This window comes from Hongsoonwoonella zoysiae (assembly GCF_013266695.1).
Taxonomy (GTDB): Bacteria; Pseudomonadota; Alphaproteobacteria; order Rhizobiales; family Stappiaceae; genus Hongsoonwoonella; species Hongsoonwoonella zoysiae.
This window is the reverse complement of sequence record NZ_JABRXF010000001.1, coordinates 1287301-1308406: the sequence shown is the minus strand read 5'-3', so window position 1 is coordinate 1308406 and position 21106 is coordinate 1287301. Positions and strand designations below refer to the sequence as shown.

17 protein-coding genes are annotated in these 21106 nt (G+C 61.3%); 14 read left to right on the top strand and 3 right to left on the bottom strand.

All coding sequences use genetic code 11. The annotated features are described in order from the left end of the window. The first annotated feature begins 76 nt into the window (after positions 1-76). Both HPQ64_RS06100 and HPQ64_RS06095 read left to right on the top strand, forming a co-directional pair. Complete coding sequence (locus HPQ64_RS06100) at positions 77-1117, top strand: LacI family DNA-binding transcriptional regulator (protein ID WP_172887431.1); 1041 nt, start codon at positions 77-79, stop codon at positions 1115-1117. A gap of 44 nt (positions 1118-1161) precedes the next feature. Beyond that, positions 1162-2121, top strand: a complete 960-nt coding sequence (locus HPQ64_RS06095) for a 2-hydroxyacid dehydrogenase (protein ID WP_172887430.1) — start codon at positions 1162-1164, stop codon at positions 2119-2121. Positions 2122-2166: 45 nt separating this feature from the next. On the opposite strand, the gene serA is transcribed toward HPQ64_RS06095, so the two are convergent. Together serA and HPQ64_RS06085 are read right to left on the bottom strand one after the other, a co-directional pair. Further along, positions 2167-3411 carry a phosphoglycerate dehydrogenase gene (serA, locus tag HPQ64_RS06090; protein WP_172887429.1) on the bottom strand — a complete coding sequence of 415 codons (1245 nt, stop codon included), beginning with the start codon at positions 3409-3411 and terminating at the stop codon, positions 2167-2169. A 139-nt stretch (positions 3412-3550) separates the two neighbouring features. Next, entirely contained in the window at positions 3551-3916 is a 366-nt protein-coding gene (locus HPQ64_RS06085) for an ArsC family reductase (protein WP_172887428.1), read from the bottom strand. A gap of 152 nt (positions 3917-4068) precedes the next feature. Here HPQ64_RS06085 and HPQ64_RS06080 point away from each other — a divergent pair, with 152 nt between their 5' ends. The 10 genes from HPQ64_RS06080 to HPQ64_RS06035 all read left to right on the top strand — a co-directional run bounded on the left by HPQ64_RS06080 (position 4069) and on the right by HPQ64_RS06035 (position 16297). Further along, positions 4069-5781 carry an adenylate/guanylate cyclase domain-containing protein gene (locus HPQ64_RS06080; protein WP_172887427.1) on the top strand — a complete coding sequence of 571 codons (1713 nt, stop codon included), beginning with the start codon at positions 4069-4071 and terminating at the stop codon, positions 5779-5781. A gap of 118 nt (positions 5782-5899) precedes the next feature. Further along, positions 5900-7060 (top strand): acetylornithine deacetylase, encoded by a 1161-nt coding sequence (gene argE, locus HPQ64_RS06075; RefSeq protein ID WP_343035931.1) that lies wholly within the window; start codon positions 5900-5902, stop codon positions 7058-7060. A 162-nt stretch (positions 7061-7222) separates the two neighbouring features. Next, entirely contained in the window at positions 7223-8806 is a 1584-nt protein-coding gene (locus tag HPQ64_RS06070) for an ABC transporter substrate-binding protein (protein WP_172887426.1), read from the top strand. An 81-nt stretch (positions 8807-8887) separates the two neighbouring features. Then, a complete protein-coding gene (locus HPQ64_RS06065; protein WP_172887425.1) occupies positions 8888-9865 on the top strand; it encodes an ABC transporter permease in 978 nt (325 codons plus the stop codon). Between the two features lie 13 nt (positions 9866-9878). After that, positions 9879-10823: an ABC transporter permease gene (locus HPQ64_RS06060; protein WP_172887424.1), complete on the top strand. Its 945-nt coding sequence runs from the start codon at positions 9879-9881 to the stop codon at positions 10821-10823. Positions 10824-10832: 9 nt separating this feature from the next. Beyond that, the gene (locus HPQ64_RS06055; protein ID WP_172887423.1) at positions 10833-11837 is read left to right on the top strand and encodes an ABC transporter ATP-binding protein; all 1005 of its coding nucleotides are present in this window, start codon (positions 10833-10835) and stop codon (positions 11835-11837) included. Then, positions 11837-12847, top strand: coding sequence for an ABC transporter ATP-binding protein (locus HPQ64_RS06050; protein WP_172887422.1), 1011 nt, complete (start codon positions 11837-11839; stop codon positions 12845-12847). The genes HPQ64_RS06055 and HPQ64_RS06050 overlap by 1 nt, the downstream gene beginning before the upstream one ends. Positions 12848-13122: 275 nt before the next feature. Then, a complete protein-coding gene (locus tag HPQ64_RS06045) occupies positions 13123-14124 on the top strand; it encodes a DctP family TRAP transporter solute-binding subunit (protein WP_172887421.1) in 1002 nt (333 codons plus the stop codon). Positions 14125-14249: 125 nt separating this feature from the next. Beyond that, positions 14250-14885, top strand: coding sequence for a TRAP transporter small permease (locus HPQ64_RS06040; protein ID WP_172887420.1), 636 nt, complete (start codon positions 14250-14252; stop codon positions 14883-14885). Positions 14886-14893: 8 nt separating this feature from the next. Further along, positions 14894-16297: a TRAP transporter large permease gene (locus HPQ64_RS06035; RefSeq protein WP_172887419.1), complete on the top strand. Its 1404-nt coding sequence runs from the start codon at positions 14894-14896 to the stop codon at positions 16295-16297. A gap of 58 nt (positions 16298-16355) precedes the next feature. Here HPQ64_RS06035 and HPQ64_RS06030 read toward each other — a convergent pair whose 3' ends face one another. Then, positions 16356-17462 (bottom strand): citrate synthase/methylcitrate synthase, encoded by a 1107-nt coding sequence (locus HPQ64_RS06030; RefSeq protein ID WP_172887418.1) that lies wholly within the window; start codon positions 17460-17462, stop codon positions 16356-16358. Between HPQ64_RS06030 and HPQ64_RS06025 the strand changes: the two genes are divergently transcribed. Both HPQ64_RS06025 and HPQ64_RS06020 read left to right on the top strand, forming a co-directional pair. Further along, positions 17461-18723, top strand: coding sequence for a citrate synthase family protein (locus HPQ64_RS06025; RefSeq protein ID WP_210260107.1), 1263 nt, complete (start codon positions 17461-17463; stop codon positions 18721-18723). The genes HPQ64_RS06030 and HPQ64_RS06025 overlap by 2 nt on opposite strands. Before the next feature lie 143 nt (positions 18724-18866). Beyond that, entirely contained in the window at positions 18867-21098 is a 2232-nt protein-coding gene (locus HPQ64_RS06020; RefSeq protein ID WP_172887417.1) for a heavy metal translocating P-type ATPase, read from the top strand. Positions 21099-21106 lie beyond the last annotated feature (8 nt).

The window sequence follows — 21106 nt, the reverse complement described above, 5'->3', positions numbered from 1 at the left end:
CGATGTCTTGCGCCGACGGCAGAAAACGCCGAAGGTTCGCTCGGTCGATCGGAAAAGTTCAAACGCAAGGCGGGCGATGAAGGACAGGAACGAACGCGAAGCGGACCGAGGCCGGGGCCGTGGCCGGGGGCAACGGGTCAGGCTCGGCGACATCGCAGCGGATCTCGGGTTGTCCACGGCGACCGTATCGCTCGCCCTGCGCGATTCGCCGCTTGTCGCGGAAGATACTCGAGCCCGCATCAAGGCCCATGCCGAAGCGCGCGGCTACATCTACAACCGTTATGCGGCCTCGCTCAGGACCGCGCGCACCGACATGATCGGGGTCGCGGTGCACGACATTCAAAACCCTTATTTTGCCGAGATATTCAGAGCGCTGGAAGACGAACTGGGTCAGGAAAAGCAGGTTGTTCTCATCTGCAATCATCGTGACGACGTCACCCGTCAGCGCCAGTTCGTAGACGCCTTGCTGCAACATCGGGTCGACGGGATCGTGCTGTGCCCGTCCGTTGGCACACAGGCCGAGGAGATCGTCCGCCTCACTCGGTCCGGCGTCCCGGTCACGCTGATCTGCCGCGAAATCGAAGGCGTGCCGGCACCACTCGTGCGTGGCGACGACCATGCCGGCGGCTATGCGGCAACGAAACACCTGATCGAAAACGGCCACAGGCGCATCGCCATGGTCGGCGGGCGGCGGCAAACTTCCGTGGGCCGGGACCGAAACCGGGGCTGGCGCGAAGCGTTGAGCGATGCCGGCATCGATCCCGCTTCGCAAATCGACATTCCCGAACTCATGACGCGGGACGAGGGCTTTGAAATCGTGCCGCAACTCCTGAACGCCGATCCCGCTCCCACGGCTGTGGTCGCTTTCAATGACCTGATCGCGCTCGGCCTCCTCGACGGGTTGCGCCGGGCGGGCCGCACGCTCGCGATCACCGGCTACGACGACATCAACGCCGCCGCGAAACAGGCTCCGTCGCTCACGAGCGTCAACAATTCCGCCACGCGGATCGGCCGTATCGCCGCCGATCTTATCCTCAAGCAGATCGCGGGCGACGCGACGGGCAATGAGCGCATCCTCATTGAACCGGAATTGATGATACGCGAGAGTTCGGCCTGAAGCGCCGGGGCGGCGTATGCTAATGAAACCTATCGGAGGGGCAAATGGACAAGCCTGACATCCTCATACCTCGTCCGCTCATGCGCTCGATCCTTAAGGTTCTGGACCGTGACTACACCACCCACAAGCTCTGGGAAATGGCGGATCCTGAGGCTTATCTGGACAGTGTCGCGCAGATGATAAAAGGCATTGCCTCAAGTCCTTCCGCGAAAGTGGACGCGAACCTCGTCGACAGGCTGCCAAACCTGCAAATCGTCGCCAATTTCGGCGTCGGCTATGACGGTATCGATGCAAGGCATTGCGCGGACCGGGGCATAATGGTTACGAACACTCCAGATGTCCTGACCGAAGAGGTTGCCGATACCGCGCTCGGCCTTCTCATCATGGCGGTTCGGGAGCTTTCAGCGTCCGAGCGGTACCTGCGCGCCGGAAAATGGCAAAGCGACGGCCCCTATCCGCTCACGCACGGCACGCTGCGCGGGCGTAAGCTGGGGATTTTCGGTCTGGGGCGCATCGGCAAAGCGATAGCCCGGCGAGCGGAGGCATTCGGTCTCGAAATCCACTATCATGGCCGCAGGAAACAGGATGGCGTCGCCTATCCCTATCACCGAAACCTGAAGGAGCTGGCGGCAGCCTGCGACACGCTGATGGTTGTCGCACCCGGCGGCGCCGATACCCGGCATGCCGTGGACGCGGATGTCCTGAAGGCGCTTGGCCCGAACGGCGTCGTGATCAATATCGGGCGCGGCTCGGTCATCGACGAACAGGCGCTGATCACGGCCTTGAAAAACGGCGTCATCCTGGCGGCGGGCCTTGACGTCTTCGAGGAAGAACCGCGTGCACCGGCGGAACTGATCGCGCTCGACAACGCCGTACTGCTGCCGCATGTGGGGTCCGCTTCGATCCACACGCGCGAGGCGATGGGAAGTCTCATGCTCGATAATCTTGCGACGTGGTTCAAGGAAGGCCATGCTGTCACGCCTGTGGCGGAAACGTCCGGCTGACCGGCCCGTAAAGAGCCGGACCCGGTTCCTTTCGCCGCAGAAAAATCAAACGCGGTTGAGCAGCCTTGCGCGGATCGTGCCGGGAAGCTTGCGGATCGCCTCCAGGATTTCGACCGAATTCTCAACCTGACCCTCGGCATCGAGGACGACATAGCCGATCTCGCCGTCGGTCTGGTAGAACTGAGACGAGATGTTGATCTCGTAGCTGGCAAAGAGATCGTTGAGCCGGCCAAGTTCGCCGGGCGCATTCTTCTGCACCTGGATGAAACGGGTGTTTTCCGTTCCCTTCGGCAGTTGCACCTGCGGGAAATTCACCGCACCCACCGTCGAACCGACATCGGAATATTCGACCAGCTTGCGCGCAACCTCCTCGCCGATACGCTCCTGAGCCTCCTCCGTCGACCCGCCCACATGCGGCGTCAGGATGACATTGTCGAGCCCGCGCAACGCACTCACGAATTCTTCCGAATTCGACTTCGGCTCGGACGGGAAAACATCCACCGCCGCCCCGGCAAGGTGGCCGTCCTTGAGCGCTCTGGCCAGCGCCTCGACGTCAAGAACGGAGCCGCGCGCGTTATTGATCAGGAAGGCGCCCGGCTTCATGGCGCGGATTTCGGCCTCGCCGATCATGCCCTTCGTTTCCGGCGTCTGCGGAAGGTGCAGGGAAACGACGTCGGACTGGGAGAGCAGGCCTTGCAGCGACGCCATCGGCTCGGCGTTTCCGTGGGTGAGCTTGTCGGTATGGTCATAGTAGAGAACGCGCATGCCCATCGCTTCCGCGATAACGGCAAGCTGCGAGCCGATGTTGCCATAACCGACGATGCCGAGCGTCTTGCCCCGGATTTCGCGGCTTCCGGCGGCGCTCTTCATCCAGCGGCCCGCGTGAGCGGCCGTAGACTTTGCGAATGTGCCGCGCATCAGCATGACGATTTCGGCGATCGTCAATTCCGCGACGCTGCGCGTGTTCGAAAACGGCGCGTTGAATACGGGAATGCCGAGCCGGGCCGCCTCCGGCAGCGCTACCTGATTAGTGCCGACGGAAAAGCACCCCACGGCGACGAGCGTGCTCGCTGCTTCCAGAATCTCCGGCGCGAGCTGGGTGCGCGATCGAATGCCCAGGATATGAACGCCCTTCAGCGCATCGATCAACGCATCCTTGTCAAGCGCAGTCGTCAGATGCTCGACATTCGCGTAGCCATTATCGGCCAGTATCGCGCGCGCGGACGGCGAAATGCCCTCCAGCAGCAGCCAGCGAATTTGATTCTTCGGCCGGGAAAGACCCTTGGTCATTGCCATTCCTTTTGGACGGCCGCCTGCGGGCCGCCCGCTCGGGCCGGGCCGGTTTCGATGTGGCGGCGGTGAAAATTCGCCGGACTCTTAACGCTTTCCGCAGCGCAAAATCAACGGCGCAACCGAACATGCCGGAAGATCAGCGCAATTCGCCCATTTCCAGCGCCAACTCCCAGGACGTCTCGTCGAACCCGATAAGGTTGCGCCCTTCAGCCTCGACGATCGGGCGTTTGATGATGGACGGATTTTCCAGCATAAGGGCGACCGCGGTGTCGGCATCCGTCGTTGCTTCCTTCACCTCGTCATCGAGCTTGCGCCAAGTGGTACCGCGCGTGTTCAGCACCTTTTGCCAGCCGAATTCTCCGACGAAGGCTTCCAGCTTTTCGCGGGTTACGCCCGCCTTCTTGTAGTCGTGAAAAGCGTAAGGCACGGCGGCGGCATCCAGAAACCGGCGTGCCTTTTTCACCGTGTCGCAATTTGCGATCCCGTAGACCGTAACCGTCATGTTTCCTCGCATCCTTCTTGTCCAATGCACTTGATGTCGTCTCGGCGACGGATTGTCCACGGTTTCGTGACGATGAGTTTAGACATTTAAAGGTAGATGGACCTGCAAGCAGCCTTATCTGAGAATCTCAAGGATATACCGGGGGAATATCGATGTTGACGAAGGTCGCGGCGAAACGGCGGGCACGGAAAGGCCCCGCTGGGTCCGGCTCGCTGGAACAGCGCCTGCGCCTTGCAAGCGGCCTGGTCCTCGTTGCCTTCGTTCTCTTGCATTTCCTCAATCATGCCCTTGGCAACATCTCCCTGGAGATCATGCAAGCCGGCCAGGATTTGCGCTACATGATCTGGCATTCGACCGTCGGCACGGGCTTGCTCTACGGCGCGCTTGCCATCCATGCCGGGCTAGCGCTTTGGAAAACGGCGAAACGCGGCACGCTGATCATGCAGAAATGGGAGGCCCTGCAGCTTGTTTTGGGGCTTTCCATACCCTTCCTGCTGATCCGACACGTTGCCGGCACCAGAGGCGCGGAAATCGCTTACAAAACGTACATGGACTACTCTCACGAGCTTTCGGTCCTCTGGCCCGATCACGCCGCCCTTCAATCGGCGCTTCTCGTGATCGTCTGGATCCATGGCATGATCGGGCTGCACTACTGGCTGCGCCTTTACGGCTGGTATCGGTCATGGCAGCCGGTATTTTTGATATTCGCGGGCGCGATACCCCTGCTCGCCCTGACGGGGTGGATTTCGGCGGCGAGGCGGCTTTACCTTACCGGCGAAGCGAAAAGCAATTTCAAACAGGGCGAACAGGAAGCACTGGCGGAAATCGCAAGCCACGCCAACGTCATCGTCTATGGCTTGATAGGCCTTGCCCTGGCGCTTGTCGCCGGCCGGAAGCTCTGGAAGCGATACGGAGGGCGGATATCCATAGCCTTCGCCGGTGAAAGGGCGGTCCGATCCCCCCTCGGGCCCACATTGCTGGAAATCGGCCGCATGAACCGGGTGCCCATGATGTCGGTGTGCGGGGGGCGCGGGCGCTGTTCCACATGCCGGACCATGATCCTTGAGGGCGCAGATACCCTCGATCCGCCGAGTAACGCCGAACAAAGCGTGCTGAAGCGCATCCGGGCCGGTGAAAACGTGCGTCTGGCCTGCCAGGTCAGGCCGAAAGCCGATCTCCTTGTCCGCCCCCTGATTCTGCCAGGAAAGGCGCTTCCTCCCGCCGCCTTCCACGACCGGTACCGCTGGGGGGTGGAGCGGCAGATCGGCGTCATGTTCATTGACATGCGCGGCTTCACGAGGCTGACCGAAAGCCGTCTCGCGTTCGACGTGGTGTTCATTCTGAACCGGTATATCGACGGGGTGGTCAAGGCGATCCGGGCGGACGGCGGCATGGTCGACAAGGTCATGGGCGATGGCGTAATGGCGCTATACGGCGTCAATACGACCTACCGGTCCGGCCTCCGACAGGCGCTTTCGACCATCATCAGGCTGTCGAAGGAAATCGAGACGATCAACGAGGAACTGAAAGGGCAATTGGGCGAGCCGCTGCGCATAGGCATCGGGCTGCATGGCGGACCATCCATCCTTGGGCGGATCGGCCTTGACGGCCGCGGCGGCGTCGAATCCGGCCTCACTGCCCTCGGTGACGTGGTGAACGTGGCAAGCAGGCTGGAGGATGCCACGAAGGAAAATGGAGCGTTGGCGCTCGTTTCCCACGATGTCCTGGAAGCGGCAGACATTGCGTCGGACGAGATAGGCGAAGCGCGCGAACTGGCGGTGCGTGGCCGCATCGCACCATTGAAAGTTTCCGCAATCCACGATGCTGCAACACTTGAAGCGGCGCTGAAATCAGCCAGATCGTGATCCGCTGGACAGGGGTTTTCCACAATGATTGACGTGGGACACGATCCGGGCCAGCCTTACGTAAAATTCCTACCTATCCGCAAATAGCGGTTCCTGCCTCCCGCGTTTGGAATACGACTTGGACGCCACTTGCTATTCGACAGAAGATATGCTCTCCCGGCTCGTCGGCTTTCAGACCGTCTCGGACCGCAGCAATCTCGACCTTATCAACTTCATTCGCGCCTATCTCGGCGAATTCGGAATCGATTGCACACTGACCTTCGACGAAACCGGCGAAAAGGCGAACCTCCACGCCATCGTCGGCCCCCGGATAGACGGCGGTGTCGTGCTTTCGGGGCATACCGATGTGGTGCCGGTCGCCGGACAGTCCTGGTCGAGCGATCCCTTCACTCTCTGCGAACGCGATGGAAGGTTTTATGGGCGCGGCACCGCCGACATGAAAAGCTTCGCCGCGATCGCGCTTGCCCATGTACCGCAAATGGTTGCGGCGAACCTGAAGCGCCCGATCCACATCGCGCTATCCTATGACGAGGAGATCGGCTGTATCGGCGCGCCGCGAATGATCGAGGCGATGGTGAGCGACGGTCCGAGCCCGGCGGCGGTGATCGTAGGCGAACCCACCTCGATGAAGGTTGTCGATTCGCACAAGGGAACCATGCTGCTGCGAACGACCGTCACCGGAAAATCGGTGCACTCCAGTCAGTTGAACCGAGGCGTTTCGGCCATAACGGCGGCTGCGCGCATCATCGGCTGGCTCGATGAGCGCACCCGCGCCAACATTGGCGAAACGCCGCCGGGCTCACCTTTCGATCCGCCTTATACGACGCTTCACTGCGGCGTTCTGGAGGGCGGTACGGCCCATAATATCGTCGCGAAAAGCGCATGGTTTTATACCGACATACGCTCGCTGCCGCATGAGTCCCAGGACGAATGGCAGGCGCGATACGAAAGCTTCGTTCGCAGCGAGGTCGAGCCCGAAATGAAGGCTGGCGCGCCCGAAGCCGGCATCACCATCGAAAGACTTTCCGCCGTGCCGGGGCTTCAGCCTGAGGAAAATGGCGGAGCGGAGGAACTTGCGCGCCGCTTGACCGGCGACAATTCACGCAATGTCGTCGTCTACGGAACCGAGGCCGGTCAGTTCCAGGAGGCCGGCTTTTCCACAATCGTGTGCGGCCCGGGTTCCATCGACCAGGCTCACCAGCCCGACGAATTTATCGAAAAGGCGCAACTGGTTGCGGGCGAAGCGTTCATTCGCCGCCTGATGCGCGAGTTGACATAATAGTGGGCATGCAAGCGCTTTACGCAAGCTCACCGGCCTGTTTAGAGTTCAACCAGCGGATCGGCGCAATCAAGAGCAACGCCAAAGCGGCCGATCGGCAACCCACCAGAGGATATGGGCGAATAATGCCCAACGTCCGTTCCACGAGGGGAGTAGAGGGGAATGAAGATATTGAAACCGTTTGCGGCCGCTGCCGTAATAGCCGCTTTGACGAGCGGCGGCGCTTCCGCCGCGGAGCTCAACTACGCCTTTCAGGGCACGCTCAACGCGCTCGATCCCTACAGCCTGAACGAAACGTTCACGCTGGGCTCGCTCGGCAATACGTACGAAGGGTTGACCCGGCGCGGGCCGGACCTTGCAATTCAGCCTGCCTTGGCCGAAAGCTGGGAGGTCGTTGAGCCGAACCGCTGGCGTTTCCATCTGCGCAAAGGTGTGAAGTTCCACAACGGTAACGATTTCACCGCCGAAGACGTTGCCTTTTCTGCCGAGCGCGTCCGCTCCGAGGGATCGGATCTGACAACGCGCATCGGTGCGGACGTCAAGGTGGAGATCGTCGACGATTATACCGTCGATTTCGTCCTGCCGGGACCTAACCCGATCCTGCATTACGAGTGGGATACATGGTACATCATGGACAAGGAGTGGACCGAGGCGAACAGCGCCACGAAGGTCACTTCCGCCTCCGACACCAACCCGAATTACGCGGCCCTTCATGCGAACGGTACGGGCCCGTTTAAGATCGAAAGCCACGAAGCCGGCGTTCGTACGGTCTATACGAAGAACGAAGACTGGTGGGACAAGGCCGAGCATAACCTCGACCGGGTCGTGTTTACGCCGATCTCGTCGGACGCAACGCGTATTGCCGCGCTGCTTTCCGGCGAACTCGATATGGTCTATCCGGTGCCGGTCCAGGACATCAAGCGCGTCAACGACAACGCGGGCACGCGCGCGCTGACGGGCCCGGAACTTCGTACGATCTTCCTCGGAATGGACCAGAAGCGCGATGAACTGCTTCATTCCAACGTGAAGGGCAAGAACCCCTTCAAGGATGTCCGCGTGCGCAAGGCCTTCTATCAGGCGATCGACATCGAGGCGATCAAGGACAAGGTGATGCGCGGTCTGTCGACCCCGTCGGCGCTGATGATCTCGCCGCTCCTGTTCTCCCGATCCGACGAGTTCGAGCGCTTCCCGTATGACCCGGACGCCGCGAAGGCGCTTCTGGCGGAAGCCGGATATCCAGACGGTTTCTCGGTCGGCATGGACTGCCCGAACGACCGGTACGTGAACGACGAATCGATCTGCCAGACGGTTGCGGCCTTCCTTGCGCGCATTGGCGTGAAGGTCGACCTCAACGCCCAGCCGAAAGCGAAATATTTCGCCAAGGTGCTGGCATCCGGCGGTTATGATACCTCGTTTTACCTGCTCGGCTGGACGCCCGGTTCCTTCGACAGCTGGAACGTGCTGACCAATCTGCATGGCTGCCGCGACGATTCTGGCGCCGGAGGGCCCTTCAACCTCGGGGGATACTGCAATCCGAAGGTTGACGAGCTTTCCGCGCAGATCCTTTCGGAGAACGACCCCGAAAAGCGCGACCAGCTGATCTACGATGCCTTCAAGCTGACGACTGAGGAAGTGTCTCACATTCCGCTACATCAGCAGGGCCTTGCCTGGGGCGTTTCGGAGAAGGTCGACCTCGTTCAGCGTGCGGACAACCAGTTCCACTTCCGCTGGGTGACCAAGAACTAAGACCCGAAATCCGGTGCTTCAGCCCGGCGGCGATCATTCGCCGCCGGGTTTGATTTCAGAAATCCTTCCGATCGAGGCAATATGCTCGCCTTCAGCATCCGCCGCCTGTTCCAGGCGCTTTTGGTCATGATCGTGGTGGCATTGATAGCCTTCACCCTGTTTCGCTTCGTCGGTGACCCCGTCAACCAGATGGTCGGGGTGGAAACCACACCCGAACAACGTGAAGCGCTTCGCGAACGGCTTGGGCTCAACGATGCCGTCATCGTCCAGTTCGCGCGCTTTATACTGAATGCCGCACAGTTCGATTTCGGAACCTCCTACCAGTTCAAGCAGCCGGTTGCGGAAATGATCGGCAAGCGCCTGCCCGCGACTTTGGAGCTTTCCGTTGTCTCCGCGATTTTCGCCGTTCTCGTCGGCATTCCGATGGGCGTCTATACGGGCCTCAACCGCGACAGTTTCCTGTCCAAGGTTTTCCTGTCCGCCTCGCTCGTCGGCATTTCGCTGCCAACTTTCTTCATAGGCATTCTGCTTATCTTCATTTTCTCGGTAAACCTGCAATGGCTGCCAAGCTTCGGACGCGGCGAAGTCGTGCAGATAGGCTGGTGGTCGACCGGCCTGCTGACCTGGAGCGGCATCAAGGCATTGGTGCTGCCGGCGATCACGCTTGGCCTTTTCCAGATGACGCTGATCATGCGTCTGGTGCGCTCCGAAATGCTTGAGGTGATCCGCACCGACTACATCAAGTTCGCGCGTGCCCGCGGCCTGCCGAACCGCACGGTGAACTATCGGCATGCGCTCAAGAACACACTGGTGCCCGTGATAACGATCACCGGCCTGCAGCTCGGCACCATCATCGCCTTCGCGATCATCACCGAGACCGTGTTCCAATGGCCGGGCATGGGGCTCTTGTTCCTTCAGTCCGTCCAGAATGTCGATATCCCGATCATGGCGGCCTACCTCATGCTGATCGCCTTCCTGTTCGTGCTGATCAATTTCGTGGTCGACCTTCTCTATTTCTATGTCGATCCGCGGCTGCGCACCGAACGCGCGATAAAATAAGGGGTGCAATGACATGTCGGACGAACCCCTGAACCGTAATGCACCGCAAGGAGCGCTCAAGCGCGCGCTCGACAGCGATATACTTCATTCGTTCCTACGCTCGAAAGTCACCGTGGTGGCGGCGGTGATTACCGCGCTCTATTTCATCGGCGCGCTTTTCGCGCCGTGGATCGCACCGCATGACCCTTTCGATCTGGCGGGGATATCGATCCTTGATGCGCGCGTGCCACCGGTCTGGATGGACGGCAGCGACCCACGGTTCCTGCTCGGCACGGACGATCAGGGACGCGACGTCTTTTCCGCGATTCTTTACGGATCGCGCATCTCGCTTGCCGTCGGCTTCCTCTCGGTGATTCTCGCCGCGATCGTCGGCGTGCTTCTTGGCCTGGTCGCAGGTTACGTGGGCGGGCGGACGGATGCCGTCATCATGCGCATCGCCGAAGTGCAGCTTACCTTCCCGGCTATCCTCATCGCGCTGCTCATCGACGGAGCGGCGCGCGGGTTGTTCGGCAATCTGGACCGTGAGAAATACGTCTTCTGGATACTGGTTTTTTCCATCTCCCTGTCGCTTTGGGTGCAATACGCACGTACCGTGCGCGGTTCCACCCTGGTTGAAAAAAACAAGGAATACGTTCAGGCCGCTCGCCTGATCGGCATCCCTCCGTTCCTGATCATGATCCGCCATGTCTTGCCCAACGTGATAGGCCCGGTGCTGGTTATCGCGACGATAAACCTCGCGATCGCCATCGTGACCGAGGCGACGCTTTCCTTCCTTGGCGTTGGCGTCCCACCGACGCAGCCTTCTCTCGGCACGCTCATCCGCATCGGTAACGACTTCCTTTTCTCCGGCGAATGGTGGATCGCGATTTTCCCCGGCGTCGCACTCGCCCTTCTTGTTCTCGCGGTCAATCTGCTCGGCGACTGGTTGCGCGACGCGCTTAACCCGAAGCTTCGATAGGAGGGCGAAATGGCTGAGACACCTCTCCTTTCCGTTCGCAACCTGAAAGTGGAATTTCCCACGCGCCGCGCAACGCTCACTGCCATCGACGGTATTTCCTTCGATCTTAAAAAGGGCGAGGTTCTGGGCGTCGTCGGCGAATCGGGCGCTGGCAAATCGATCACCGGTTCGGCGATCATCGGGCTTTTGGAACCACCGGGCCGCATCTCGGGGGGCGAAATCCTCCTGGGTGGCGAACGGATCGACAATCTGTCCCAAACCGCCATGCGCAAGGTGCGGGGAAAGCGAATCGGCATGATCTTTCAGGATCCGCTGACGAGCCTCAACCCGCTCTTCACGATCGGCGAGCAGATCACCGAGACGATCATGACCCATCTTCCGGTCTCGGAGGCGGAAGCGCGAAAGCGCGCGGTAAGCTTGCTCGAAGAGGTCGGAATTCCGGCAGCGGCCGAGCGGCTTGACGCTTATCCGCATCAGTTTTCAGGCGGCATGCGCCAGCGTGTGGTCATAGCGCTTGCCCTTTGCGCGGAGCCTGAACTCGTGATCGCCGACGAACCCACGACGGCATTGGATGTGTCGGTTCAAGCCCAGATCATCGGCTTGCTGAAACGCATCTGCAAGGACCATGGCGCCTCGGTCATGCTGATCACCCACGATATGGGTGTCATCGCGGAGACATGCGACCGCGTCGCGGTCATGTACTCAGGCCGTATCGCGGAAATTGGCCCGGTTCGCGACGTGGTCAAGAACCCGCACCACCCCTACACGGTCGGCCTCATGGGCGCGATTCCGACACTTGTCGGCGAACTTGACAGGCTGACGCAGATTCCCGGTTCCATGCCGAGGCTCGATGCCATTCCAAAGGGCTGTCCGTTCAACCCGCGCTGTGCGCATGTATTCGACCGCTGCCGCGCGGAACGTCCCGACCCGATTGACGTCGGCACAAGCCGCGTCGCCTGCTGGCTGGTCGAGGAAGGACGAAACGACCGCGCGAGCAAAGTGGAGCAAGCCTGATGGGCGTTGATGAATTGGACCGGGCGACGGTAAGGGTTTCCGGGCTTTCCCGCACTTTCGATGTTTCCAGACCCTGGCTGAACCGCGTGATCGAGCGCACGCCCAAGGCGTTTCTGAAGGCCGCGCAGGACATTACGTTCTCCATTTCCAGAGGAGAAACTTTCGCTCTCGTCGGAGAATCCGGTTCCGGCAAGTCGACGGTCGCGAAAATGGTCGTCGGGCTGCTCGAGGCATCCGCCGGCGAGATCACGGTGGACGGCGTCGACATGCGCGGCGCGCAACACGGCAAGGAGATGCGCGACCTGCGCCGGCGCATGCAGATGATCTTCCAGGATCCATACGCGAGCCTCAACCCGCGTTGGAGGGTGGATCGGATCATCGCCGAGCCGATCCGCGCATTCCGGCTGGAAAACGATGAAAAGGCGATTTCGAAGCGCGTTGGGGAGCTTCTGGAACTCGTGCGGCTCGATCCGCGCGACGGGGCAAAATACCCGCATGAGTTCTCGGGCGGGCAACGACAGCGCATCTGTATCGCCCGGGCGCTCGCCTCCAAACCGGAATTCCTCGTCTGCGACGAGCCGACTTCCGCGCTGGACGTTTCCGTGCAGGCCCAGATCCTGAACCTCATGAAGGATTTGCAGGACGAATTCGGCCTCACATATCTTTTCATCAGCCATGATCTTGCGGTCGTGCGGCACATGGCGAAGCGCATCGGCGTCATGTATCTCGGCCGGCTGGTGGAAGTCGCCGACGGCAAGGAGCTTTTCCGCAATCCGCGCCATCCCTATACGCGCATGTTGCTGGAGGCTATTCCGGACCTTGAAATGTCCGGCCGGCCCCGGAAGGCGGTGGAAGGAGAGATCCCGAATCCGATCAATCCGCCGCCGGGCTGCGCCTTCCATCCGCGTTGCCCGCTCGCCAACGTGCGATGCAACCGCGAGCTGCCGCTTTTCAAAGGCGAAGGAGAAACCGGCGTCGCTTGTCATGCGGTGGAAGAAGGCCGGGCCTAGCGCAGGAACGCCGGTTGCAGCTTAACAACACGTTACCTCAACCACCCATTGAAATGCCCGCATGTGTGGATTTCGACACATGCGGGACGCCGCCGAGAACCGGCGAGCGGCGAAAATGCTTTATTTTTTACCATCATGCATTTTGGCACGGCAGTTGCTATCATTTCGGCACGGTTGAACCCCTTCAGCCTTTCGGAGCGTCGCCCATCTAACGTTCGGGACTTATCCGGCCAGCGGACGCTTCGAATTTGCAGATAATGTCTGGGAGGACATCCATGAAGAAATTCGTCGTGACCGCAGCGGCGGCCGCATCGATCGCCTTTGCCGCTCCCGCCGTTGCCAGCGAAGGCTGCGACGACGGCGAAATGGTCATCAAGTTCAGCCACGTCGTCGCCGCCACCGGCCACCCGAAGGGCGACGCGGCGACGATGCTCGCCGACCGCGTCAACAAGGAGATGGACGGCAAGGCCTGCATGCAGGTATTTCCGAACTCTCAGCTCTTCGACGACGACAAGGTGATGGAAGCCCTGCTTCTCGGCGATGTGCAGCTTGCTGCGCCATCGCTTTCGAAGTTCGAGGCCTATACCCTCAAGTATCGCCTGTTTGACCTGCCTTTCCTGTTTCAGGACCTGAACGCTGTCGGCAACTTCACCCAGTCCGATGCCGGCAAGGGTCTTTTGAACGTGATGCAGGACGTCGGCTACCAGGGCCTCGGCTACTGGCTTTCCGGCCTCAAGCAGTTCTCGGCCAACAAGCCGCTGATCGAGCCGTCGGACGCTAACGGCCTGAAGTTCCGCGTACAGACCTCCGACGTGGCGGTCGCCATGATCGAGGCTATCGGCGGCAACGCCCAAAAGCTCGCCTTCAAGGAAGTTTACGGCGCGCTGCAGACCGGCGTCGTCGACGGACAGGAAAATACCTGGTCGAACATCTATACCCAGAAGTTCTTCGAGGTTCAGGACGGCATCACCGAGACAAACCACCAGGTGCTCGCCTATTTGCTCGTTACCTCCACTGAGTGGCTTGAAAGCCTCGACGAGGAGACCCGCACACAGTTCCTGACCATCGTCGACGAAGTGACGAAGGCCGGTAACGACGCGGTGGCCAAGAAGGAAGCCGGCAACCGCGCGAAGATCATCGAGGCCGGCGCCACCGTTCGCGAGCTCACGCCTGAACAGCGCGCCAAATGGGTCGAAACGATGAAGCCGGTCTGGGATCAGTTCGAAGGCGACATCGGCAAGGATCTGATCGACGCCGCCGCCGGCTCCAACAGCTGATCGTAATCCGGTCCGACCACGACTGACCGGGAAAGGCCCCGCATGAGGCGGGGCCTTTCACAAACGTCGCGGATGCTCTTCGCCGGCAGCTTGTGCCGGAGCGATATCCGCACGGGGGGAGAGGCATGCATAGGGTGGACAATTGGGTCACCCGCTTCGAGGAGACCTTCCTGGCGCTCCTTCTGGCGGCGATGACGATCGTGTCCTTCACTCAGGTGGTGGCGCGATACGGCTTCAACACGGGCTGGGGCGGAGCGCTGGAACTTACGCGCATTCTGTTCGCCTGGCTCATCCTTTTCGGCATGAGCTACGGGGTCAAGATCGGCTCCCATCTCGGTGTCGATGCCTTCATCAGGCTTCTGCCGCAAAAGACGTTCCGCATCATCGCTGTCTTCGGCGCCTTCTGCGGCGTCCTTTACGCCCTCATCCTGCTTTATGCCGGCTGGCTCAGCCTGTTCGGCATCGACGTCAGCACGAGCTTTCGCCAGACGGGCGCGCTCGGCTATTGGCATTTCATGTTCCAGCGCGGTTTCGGCCTCGACGATCTTCGCTACCCCGAATTGATCCAGGAGACTTTCGGCACCCAGGATCGCGTGCAGCGCTGGGTCGCCTACCTCATGCTCCCCATCGGTCTTGCACTGTTCGGGTTCCGCTGCCTGCAGGCGATGATCGCAATCATCAAGGGGGAGCGGGAAACGATGATCGCCGCGCATGAGGCCGAAGAACTCGTCGCAGAACACAAAGACGAACTGAAGGACTGAGAAGACCCATGGAAGCCGCAGTCCTTTTCATCCTCGTTCTCGGGCTTTTGTTCCTGGGCGTCCCGATCGCGATTTCGCTCGGCCTGTCGAGCATTCTCGCCATAGCGTTGTTCTCGCAGGACAGTATGTCCTCCGTCGCGCTGCAGCTCTTCACGGCGTCGCAGAATTATACGCTGCTCGCCATCCCCTTCTTCATCCTCGCATCGGCCTTCATGTCGACGGGCGGCGTGGCGCGGCGCATCATCCGCTTCGCGATATCGACTGTCGGTCATCTGCGCGGCGGCCTTGCCATCGCGGCCGTTTTTTCCTGCATGCTCTTCGCCGCCCTTTCCGGCTCATCGCCGGCGACGGTGGTGGCCATCGGCACGATCGCCATCGCCGGCATGCGCGAGGTCGGCTACACGAAGGAGTTCGCCGCCGGCGTCATCGCCAATGCCGGCACGCTCGGCATTCTCATTCCACCGTCCATCGTGATGGTGGTTTATTCGGCGGCGACCGACGTTTCGGTAGGGCGCATGTTCCTAGCCGGTGTCGTCCCGGGCATCGTCGCGGGCCTCATGCTGATGGTCGCGATCTACATCAACGCCCGCATTCGGGGCATGCCCAAGCAGCCGTTTGCCGGCGTCTCCGAAATAGCCGCAGCGGCACGCGAGGCCGGCTGGGGCCTCTTCCTCATCATCATCATTCTCGGCGGCATCTACGGCGGCGTGTTCACGCCGACGGAGGCCGCAGCGGTCGCGGCCGTCTACGCCTTCTTCATCGCGGTCTTCATCTATCGCGACATGGGGCCGCTCAAGGATGTGCCCTGGCGCCGACCGGGGGAAGGTTTCGGTCAAAGCCTTGTGCGCAATCTCGCCCTGATCGTCTGGAAATTCATTCCCGGCTGCTTCCACGGCGACACGAAGAAGGTGCTGGTCGAGAGCTCCAAGACGACGATCATGCTGATGTTCATTATCGTCAATGCGCTGCTATTCGCCCATGTGCTGACATCGGAACGCATCCCGCAGGCCATCACGGACTGGATGGTGGGTGCCGGGTTCAACTGGTTCACCTTCCTGATCGCGGTCAACCTGCTGCTTCTGCTCGGCGGGCAATTCATGGAACCCTCGGGGCTTCTCCTGATCGTCGCCCCGGTCGTCTTCCCGATCGCGATCGAGCTTGGCGTCGATCCGATTCATCTCGGCATCGTCATGGTGGTGAACATGGAAATCGGCATGATAACGCCGCCAATCGGGCTGAACCTCTTCGTGACATCCGGCATCACGGGCATGAGCCTGGTGCAGGTCGTGCGCGCGGCGCTTCCGTTCGTCGCGATCCTGTTCCTCTTCCTTATTCTCGTAACGTATCTGCCGTTCCTGTCCACATCCCTGCCATATGCCTTGATGGGGCCGGAAATCATCACGAACCGATAGGACAAAAATTAAAAAAACCAGACTGCCGGCGTCACCAACTGACGCCGGCATTTTCCTTTCAGGCCGTCTCGGGCACATAGCGCGACATCGGCCGGATCAGCTTGCCCGTGGCGCGCTGCTCCAGCACATGCGCGCACCAGCCAACCGTCCGCCCGACCGCGAAAAGCGGCGTGAAAAGCGAGCGGTCGATACCAACTGCATCAAGCAGGACAGCGGTATAGAATTCGACATTCGTCTCAAGTTTCCGGTTCGAGCGGTGCCGCGCGAGCGCGGCCAGCGCCGATTTCTCGATGGCTTCGGCCTTTCGCAGGTTTTCCGAGTTGCCGCGCAATGGCGCGAGGCCATCCCGCAACACATCCGCACGCGGATCACGTGCCCTGTAAATCCGGTGACCGAAGCCCATCAGACGGTGACCTGCCGCCAATTCCCCGGCAATCCACGCTTCGGCGTTTTCAGGCGTACCGATCGCATCCAGCATATCGAGCACGGGGCCTGGCGCGCCGCCGTGCAGCGGACCTTTCAACGCACCGAAAGCGCCGATGACACTTGAGCGCATATCCGATCCCGTGGAGGCGATGACCCTCGCCGTGAAGGTCGATGCATTGAGACCATGATCGAGGATAGTCACCAGATACCGGTCGAGCGCGGCGGCCTGCTCCGGCAAAGGTATTTTACCTGTCAGAAGGCGGAGCATGTCTTCGGCGGACGAGAGTGAAGGGTCGGGCGGAGCAACCTGTCTGCCCGTTGAAATCGCGTTCGCGGCCGCCAGGAGATGAGGCAATGCGCCGGATATCGTCACAGCTTCGTTGCGATCACGGTCTAGCGGCAAGGCTTCAAGGCCGAGCCGCATCAACTCATAGGCGGAAAGGCCCGCCGGAGACGATTGCATCGTCGCCACGACCCGGGCCGCGACCTGCCTCGCCTGCGCGAAAAGCTCGAGCAGCCGCGACAGATATTCATCCGGCACAAATCCTTGCCACAGTAATGCGGCGGCTTCCTCGAATGTCATACGTCCGGCGATCTCTTCGATCGGCCTGCCACGCAACGTCAGCCTTCCGCCTTCGCCGTCGACATCGCTCAGTACCGTTTCGGCTGCGATGATCCCCTCAAGCCCCGGGGCAAAGAGGGGCAACTCATTCCCGCCGGATTTGAAAACTTCGGTCATGGGTTTCCCTTTCCCGTTTCGCTTCATGAACGGGAAAATCGGCAAGGGAGTTGATATCGTCAATATTGATAAATACAATCAACACATGACATCGCCGATCTACCTTTCCGCCCGCGAGGCTTCGATCGAACTCGGCGTTCGCCCGGCGACACTTTATGCCTATGTCAGTCGCGGCCTGGTGCGCTCGATCCCCGGTCCCGGCCGCCAGCGCCGCTACCACGCAGAGGATGTCAGGGCGTTGCGCAACAGGCGCGACACCGGCGAAGCTATCGCGGAGCGGCCCTCCATGCCGGGTCCGACCCTTGAAACGCAGCTCACGTTGATCACCGAAGACGGGCCGGTCTACCGCGGCCAGCCCGCGGTACAGCTCGCGCGTTCTTCCAGCCTGGAGGCCATCGCCACCCTGCTTTGGGATTGCACGAATGATCCTTTCGCAAGCCCGCCGCCGACGGCACCCGATCTCAACCTTCCGGACCTTCGCCCGGTCGAACGCGTGATGATGGCTTTCGCCGCGTGGCCGGCGATAGATCGTGCCGCCTATACGCTTTCCCACCGCCTGCTGGCCGCCAAGGGGGCTGCCTTGCTTCGGTCGGGCGTCGCCGCGCTCATCTGCGGCGCTCCCTCCGAAGCGCCGGTTCATCTGCAGATCGCGAAAGCCTGGGGCATCCGGCATGGCGCGTCGATAGACCTTCTCCGCGCCGCCCTCGTGTTGTCGGCAGACCATGAATTCAACACGAGTGCGTTCGCGGTCCGCTGCGCGGCGTCCACGCGCGCGCCGCTGCATGCCGCTCTCATTGCCGGCCTCGGCGCCTTTTCCGGTCCGCGCCACGGTTCGGCTTCCGAACGCGTCGGCGGCTGGCTCGATGCTATCCGTACAGCCGCTGACATCGAGCCCGTGATGCAGGAGCGGCTGGTGCGGGGCGAATCGCTTCCCGGCTTCGGCAACCGGATCTATCAGCTGAAGGACCCTCGCGCCGCCTGCCTGATCGACATGATCGCGGAAGCCGAGATCGATCATCCGCTTGCCCGCCTCCTGCCTGAGGTTCTGGAATCGGCCAATGCGCTGTTCGGCCACGGCCCGAACATCGATTTCACCTTCGCCGTCATCCAGCGCATCCTGGGCCTTCCCGACCATGCCGGCGTATCGATCTTTTGCGCCGGGCGGCTCGTGGGCTGGGTCGCGCATGCGCTGGAACAGTACCAGAAGCCTGAGCAGATCCGCCCCCGCGCCATCTACACGGGCGAACGTCCGCGCGGATAAGCCTGAATTCGCGGTTCACGCCGGAATTCATCCCTCGCATCCGCCCCGGCACGGCGTTAAACGAGGTGACGATCCATAGGCCTTGACCTTCCAGTGACTGGAGAGCCTATCTATCCTCCAACAGACCCTTGGAGTATCGAAACATGGACGCGGCAGTGAAGCCCGACGAAGCCCTCAAGACCGTTCGCCTAGACGTGATCGGCATGACCTGTGCAGCCTGCTCAACGCGCGTGGAGAAGGTTTTGTCGCGCATGCCGGGCGTCGCCCATGCCTCGGTGAACCTGCCGCTTGAAACCGCCGAAATCGATGCCGTCGAAAGCATGGATCCGGATGCGTTGATAAGGGCCGTCGAGAAGGCTGGCTATGAGGCGAAAGTTCACGACGATCGCGCGAAAAACCGCCGTGCGGACAGTGAGGAGGCCAACGCTCGCGCGAACGCTTACGAACGGCGCACGTTCCTGCTGCTCGTCTTTTCGGCGCTTCTGTCATTGCCTCTGATCGCGCCGATGATCGCCATGCCCTTCGGGCTCGAAATCGCGATTCCGGCGCTGGTCCAGCTCGCGCTCGCAACGCCCGTGCAGATTTTCGCCGGCGCGCGCTTTTATGTCGGCGCGTTCAAGGCCTTGCGTGGCGGTGGCGCGAATATGGACGTGCTGGTGACGCTCGGCACGAGTGCGGCTTACGGCTACAGCCTTTTTCAGATCATCGCCCTCGGCCCTCAGCATGCCGGCCATCTCTATTTCGAAGCGTCCGCCGTCATCCTGACGCTGATCCTCTTCGGCAAACTTCTGGAGCTTCGCGCGAAGCGCACCACGACATCGGCGATTCGTTCGCTAATGGCGTTACGGCCCGATGTGGCGCATCGAATCACGGACAGCGGCCTTGAGACAATATCGGTCGACGATCTCCGGGAGGGCGACCGCATCCTTGTCAAACCCGGCGAACGCGTTCCCGCCGATGGCGAGATCCTGGAAGGGGAGAGCGAGCTCGACGAATCGCTCATTACCGGTGAAAGCCTGCCCATTTCCAAGGAGCCCGGCTCGGAGGTCATCGCCGGCACGATCAACGGGTCCGGCGCCCTCACGGTGCGCACCACCGCGCTCGATGAAAATACGAAGCTTGCCCGCATCATCCGCCTTGTGGAGGCAGCCCAGACGGGCAAGGCTCCGGTACAGCATCTTGTCGACCGCGTGTCGGCGGTCTTCGTTCCGGTCATCGTCGTCGTTGCGCTGGTCACCTTCGCGAGCTGGCTCGCCTTCGGCCTTGCGGTTGATGAGGCCGTAGGCGCGGCTGTTGCCGTGCTCGTCATCGCCTGCCCCTGTGCGCTGGGGCTGGCCACGCCGACGGCCCTTGTCGCGGGAACGGGTGCGGCCGCACGCGCCGGCATTCTCATCCGCGATATCGAAGCGCTTGAGGTTGCGCACAAGATAGACACCATCGTCTTCGACAAGACCGGCACGCTGACGGAGGGAAAACCCGCCGTAACCGACATCCGCGCCTTCGACCGCAACGAGGATCGCCTCATCAGGATCGCGGCCTCGGCGCAATTGCCGAGCGAGCATCCCCTTGCGAAAGCGATGATCGCCGAAGCCGGGAAACGGGGGCTTCCCCTTGCCCAGCCCACATCGTTCAAGTCCGTGCCGGGTCGAGGCCTGATCGCCACCATTGCCGGCGAAATTGTCATGATCGGCAACGGGCGGCTGATGGACGAACAGGGCATCGACCGTTTCATGGCCGACCAGATCGCACGGGGTTTCGAAGCGGAGGGCAAGACCTGCGCAACGGTCGCAGTCGCGGGCCGCGTCGTCGGCGTGATCGCCATGGCCGACCGGATTCGCGAGGAAACACCTGACGCACTGGCGCGGTTGCGCTCGCTTCATCTGACGCCGGTCATGCTTACCGGCGACACGCAGGTGGTCGCGGAAGCGGTTGCCGCGAAGATCGGCATCGACAGGGTCACCGCCGGCGTTCCGCCAGAAGGCAAGGCGGGTGCAATCGCCAGGCTGCACTCGGAAGGTGCGACGGTCGCCATGGTCGGCGACGGGATCAACGATGCCCCCGCTCTCGCCGCTGCCGATGTGGGCATCGCCATGGGCGAAGGCGCGGATGTCGCGATGGAAACGGCCGGAATCACATTGATGCGCTCTCGGCCCGAACTTGTTGCGGATGCGATCGCCGTTTCCCGCGCAACCGTTTCCAAGATCCGCCAGAACCTCTTCTGGGCGTTCATCTACAATGTCATCGGCATACCGCTCGCAGCCTTCGGGCTTCTCACACCCGCCGTCGCCGGCGCGGCAATGGCGCTGTCGTCCGTTTCGGTCGTCACCAACGCGGGCTTGCTTGCAAGGTGGAAGCCGAAAGCCGATCACGAATAAATATTATT

Coding starts and splice junctions, on each gene's coding strand:
- HPQ64_RS06050 (WP_172887422.1), top strand. CDS start 11,837: ATGGGCGTTGATGAATTGGACCGGGCGACGGTAAGGGTTTCCGGGCTT.
- HPQ64_RS06045 (WP_172887421.1), top strand. CDS start 13,123: ATGAAGAAATTCGTCGTGACCGCAGCGGCGGCCGCATCGATCGCCTTT.
- HPQ64_RS06025 (WP_210260107.1), top strand. CDS start 17,461: ATGGGTTTCCCTTTCCCGTTTCGCTTCATGAACGGGAAAATCGGCAAG.
- HPQ64_RS06030 (WP_172887418.1), bottom strand. CDS start 17,462: ATGACCGAAGTTTTCAAATCCGGCGGGAATGAGTTGCCCCTCTTTGCC.
- HPQ64_RS06060 (WP_172887424.1), top strand. CDS start 9,879: ATGTCGGACGAACCCCTGAACCGTAATGCACCGCAAGGAGCGCTCAAG.
- HPQ64_RS06070 (WP_172887426.1), top strand. CDS start 7,223: ATGAAGATATTGAAACCGTTTGCGGCCGCTGCCGTAATAGCCGCTTTG.
- HPQ64_RS06100 (WP_172887431.1), top strand. CDS start 77: ATGAAGGACAGGAACGAACGCGAAGCGGACCGAGGCCGGGGCCGTGGC.
- HPQ64_RS06035 (WP_172887419.1), top strand. CDS start 14,894: ATGGAAGCCGCAGTCCTTTTCATCCTCGTTCTCGGGCTTTTGTTCCTG.
- HPQ64_RS06040 (WP_172887420.1), top strand. CDS start 14,250: ATGCATAGGGTGGACAATTGGGTCACCCGCTTCGAGGAGACCTTCCTG.
- HPQ64_RS06085 (WP_172887428.1), bottom strand. CDS start 3,916: ATGACGGTTACGGTCTACGGGATCGCAAATTGCGACACGGTGAAAAAG.
- serA (WP_172887429.1), bottom strand. CDS start 3,411: ATGACCAAGGGTCTTTCCCGGCCGAAGAATCAAATTCGCTGGCTGCTG.
- HPQ64_RS06055 (WP_172887423.1), top strand. CDS start 10,833: ATGGCTGAGACACCTCTCCTTTCCGTTCGCAACCTGAAAGTGGAATTT.
- HPQ64_RS06065 (WP_172887425.1), top strand. CDS start 8,888: ATGCTCGCCTTCAGCATCCGCCGCCTGTTCCAGGCGCTTTTGGTCATG.
- HPQ64_RS06020 (WP_172887417.1), top strand. CDS start 18,867: ATGGACGCGGCAGTGAAGCCCGACGAAGCCCTCAAGACCGTTCGCCTA.
- HPQ64_RS06080 (WP_172887427.1), top strand. CDS start 4,069: ATGTTGACGAAGGTCGCGGCGAAACGGCGGGCACGGAAAGGCCCCGCT.
- HPQ64_RS06095 (WP_172887430.1), top strand. CDS start 1,162: ATGGACAAGCCTGACATCCTCATACCTCGTCCGCTCATGCGCTCGATC.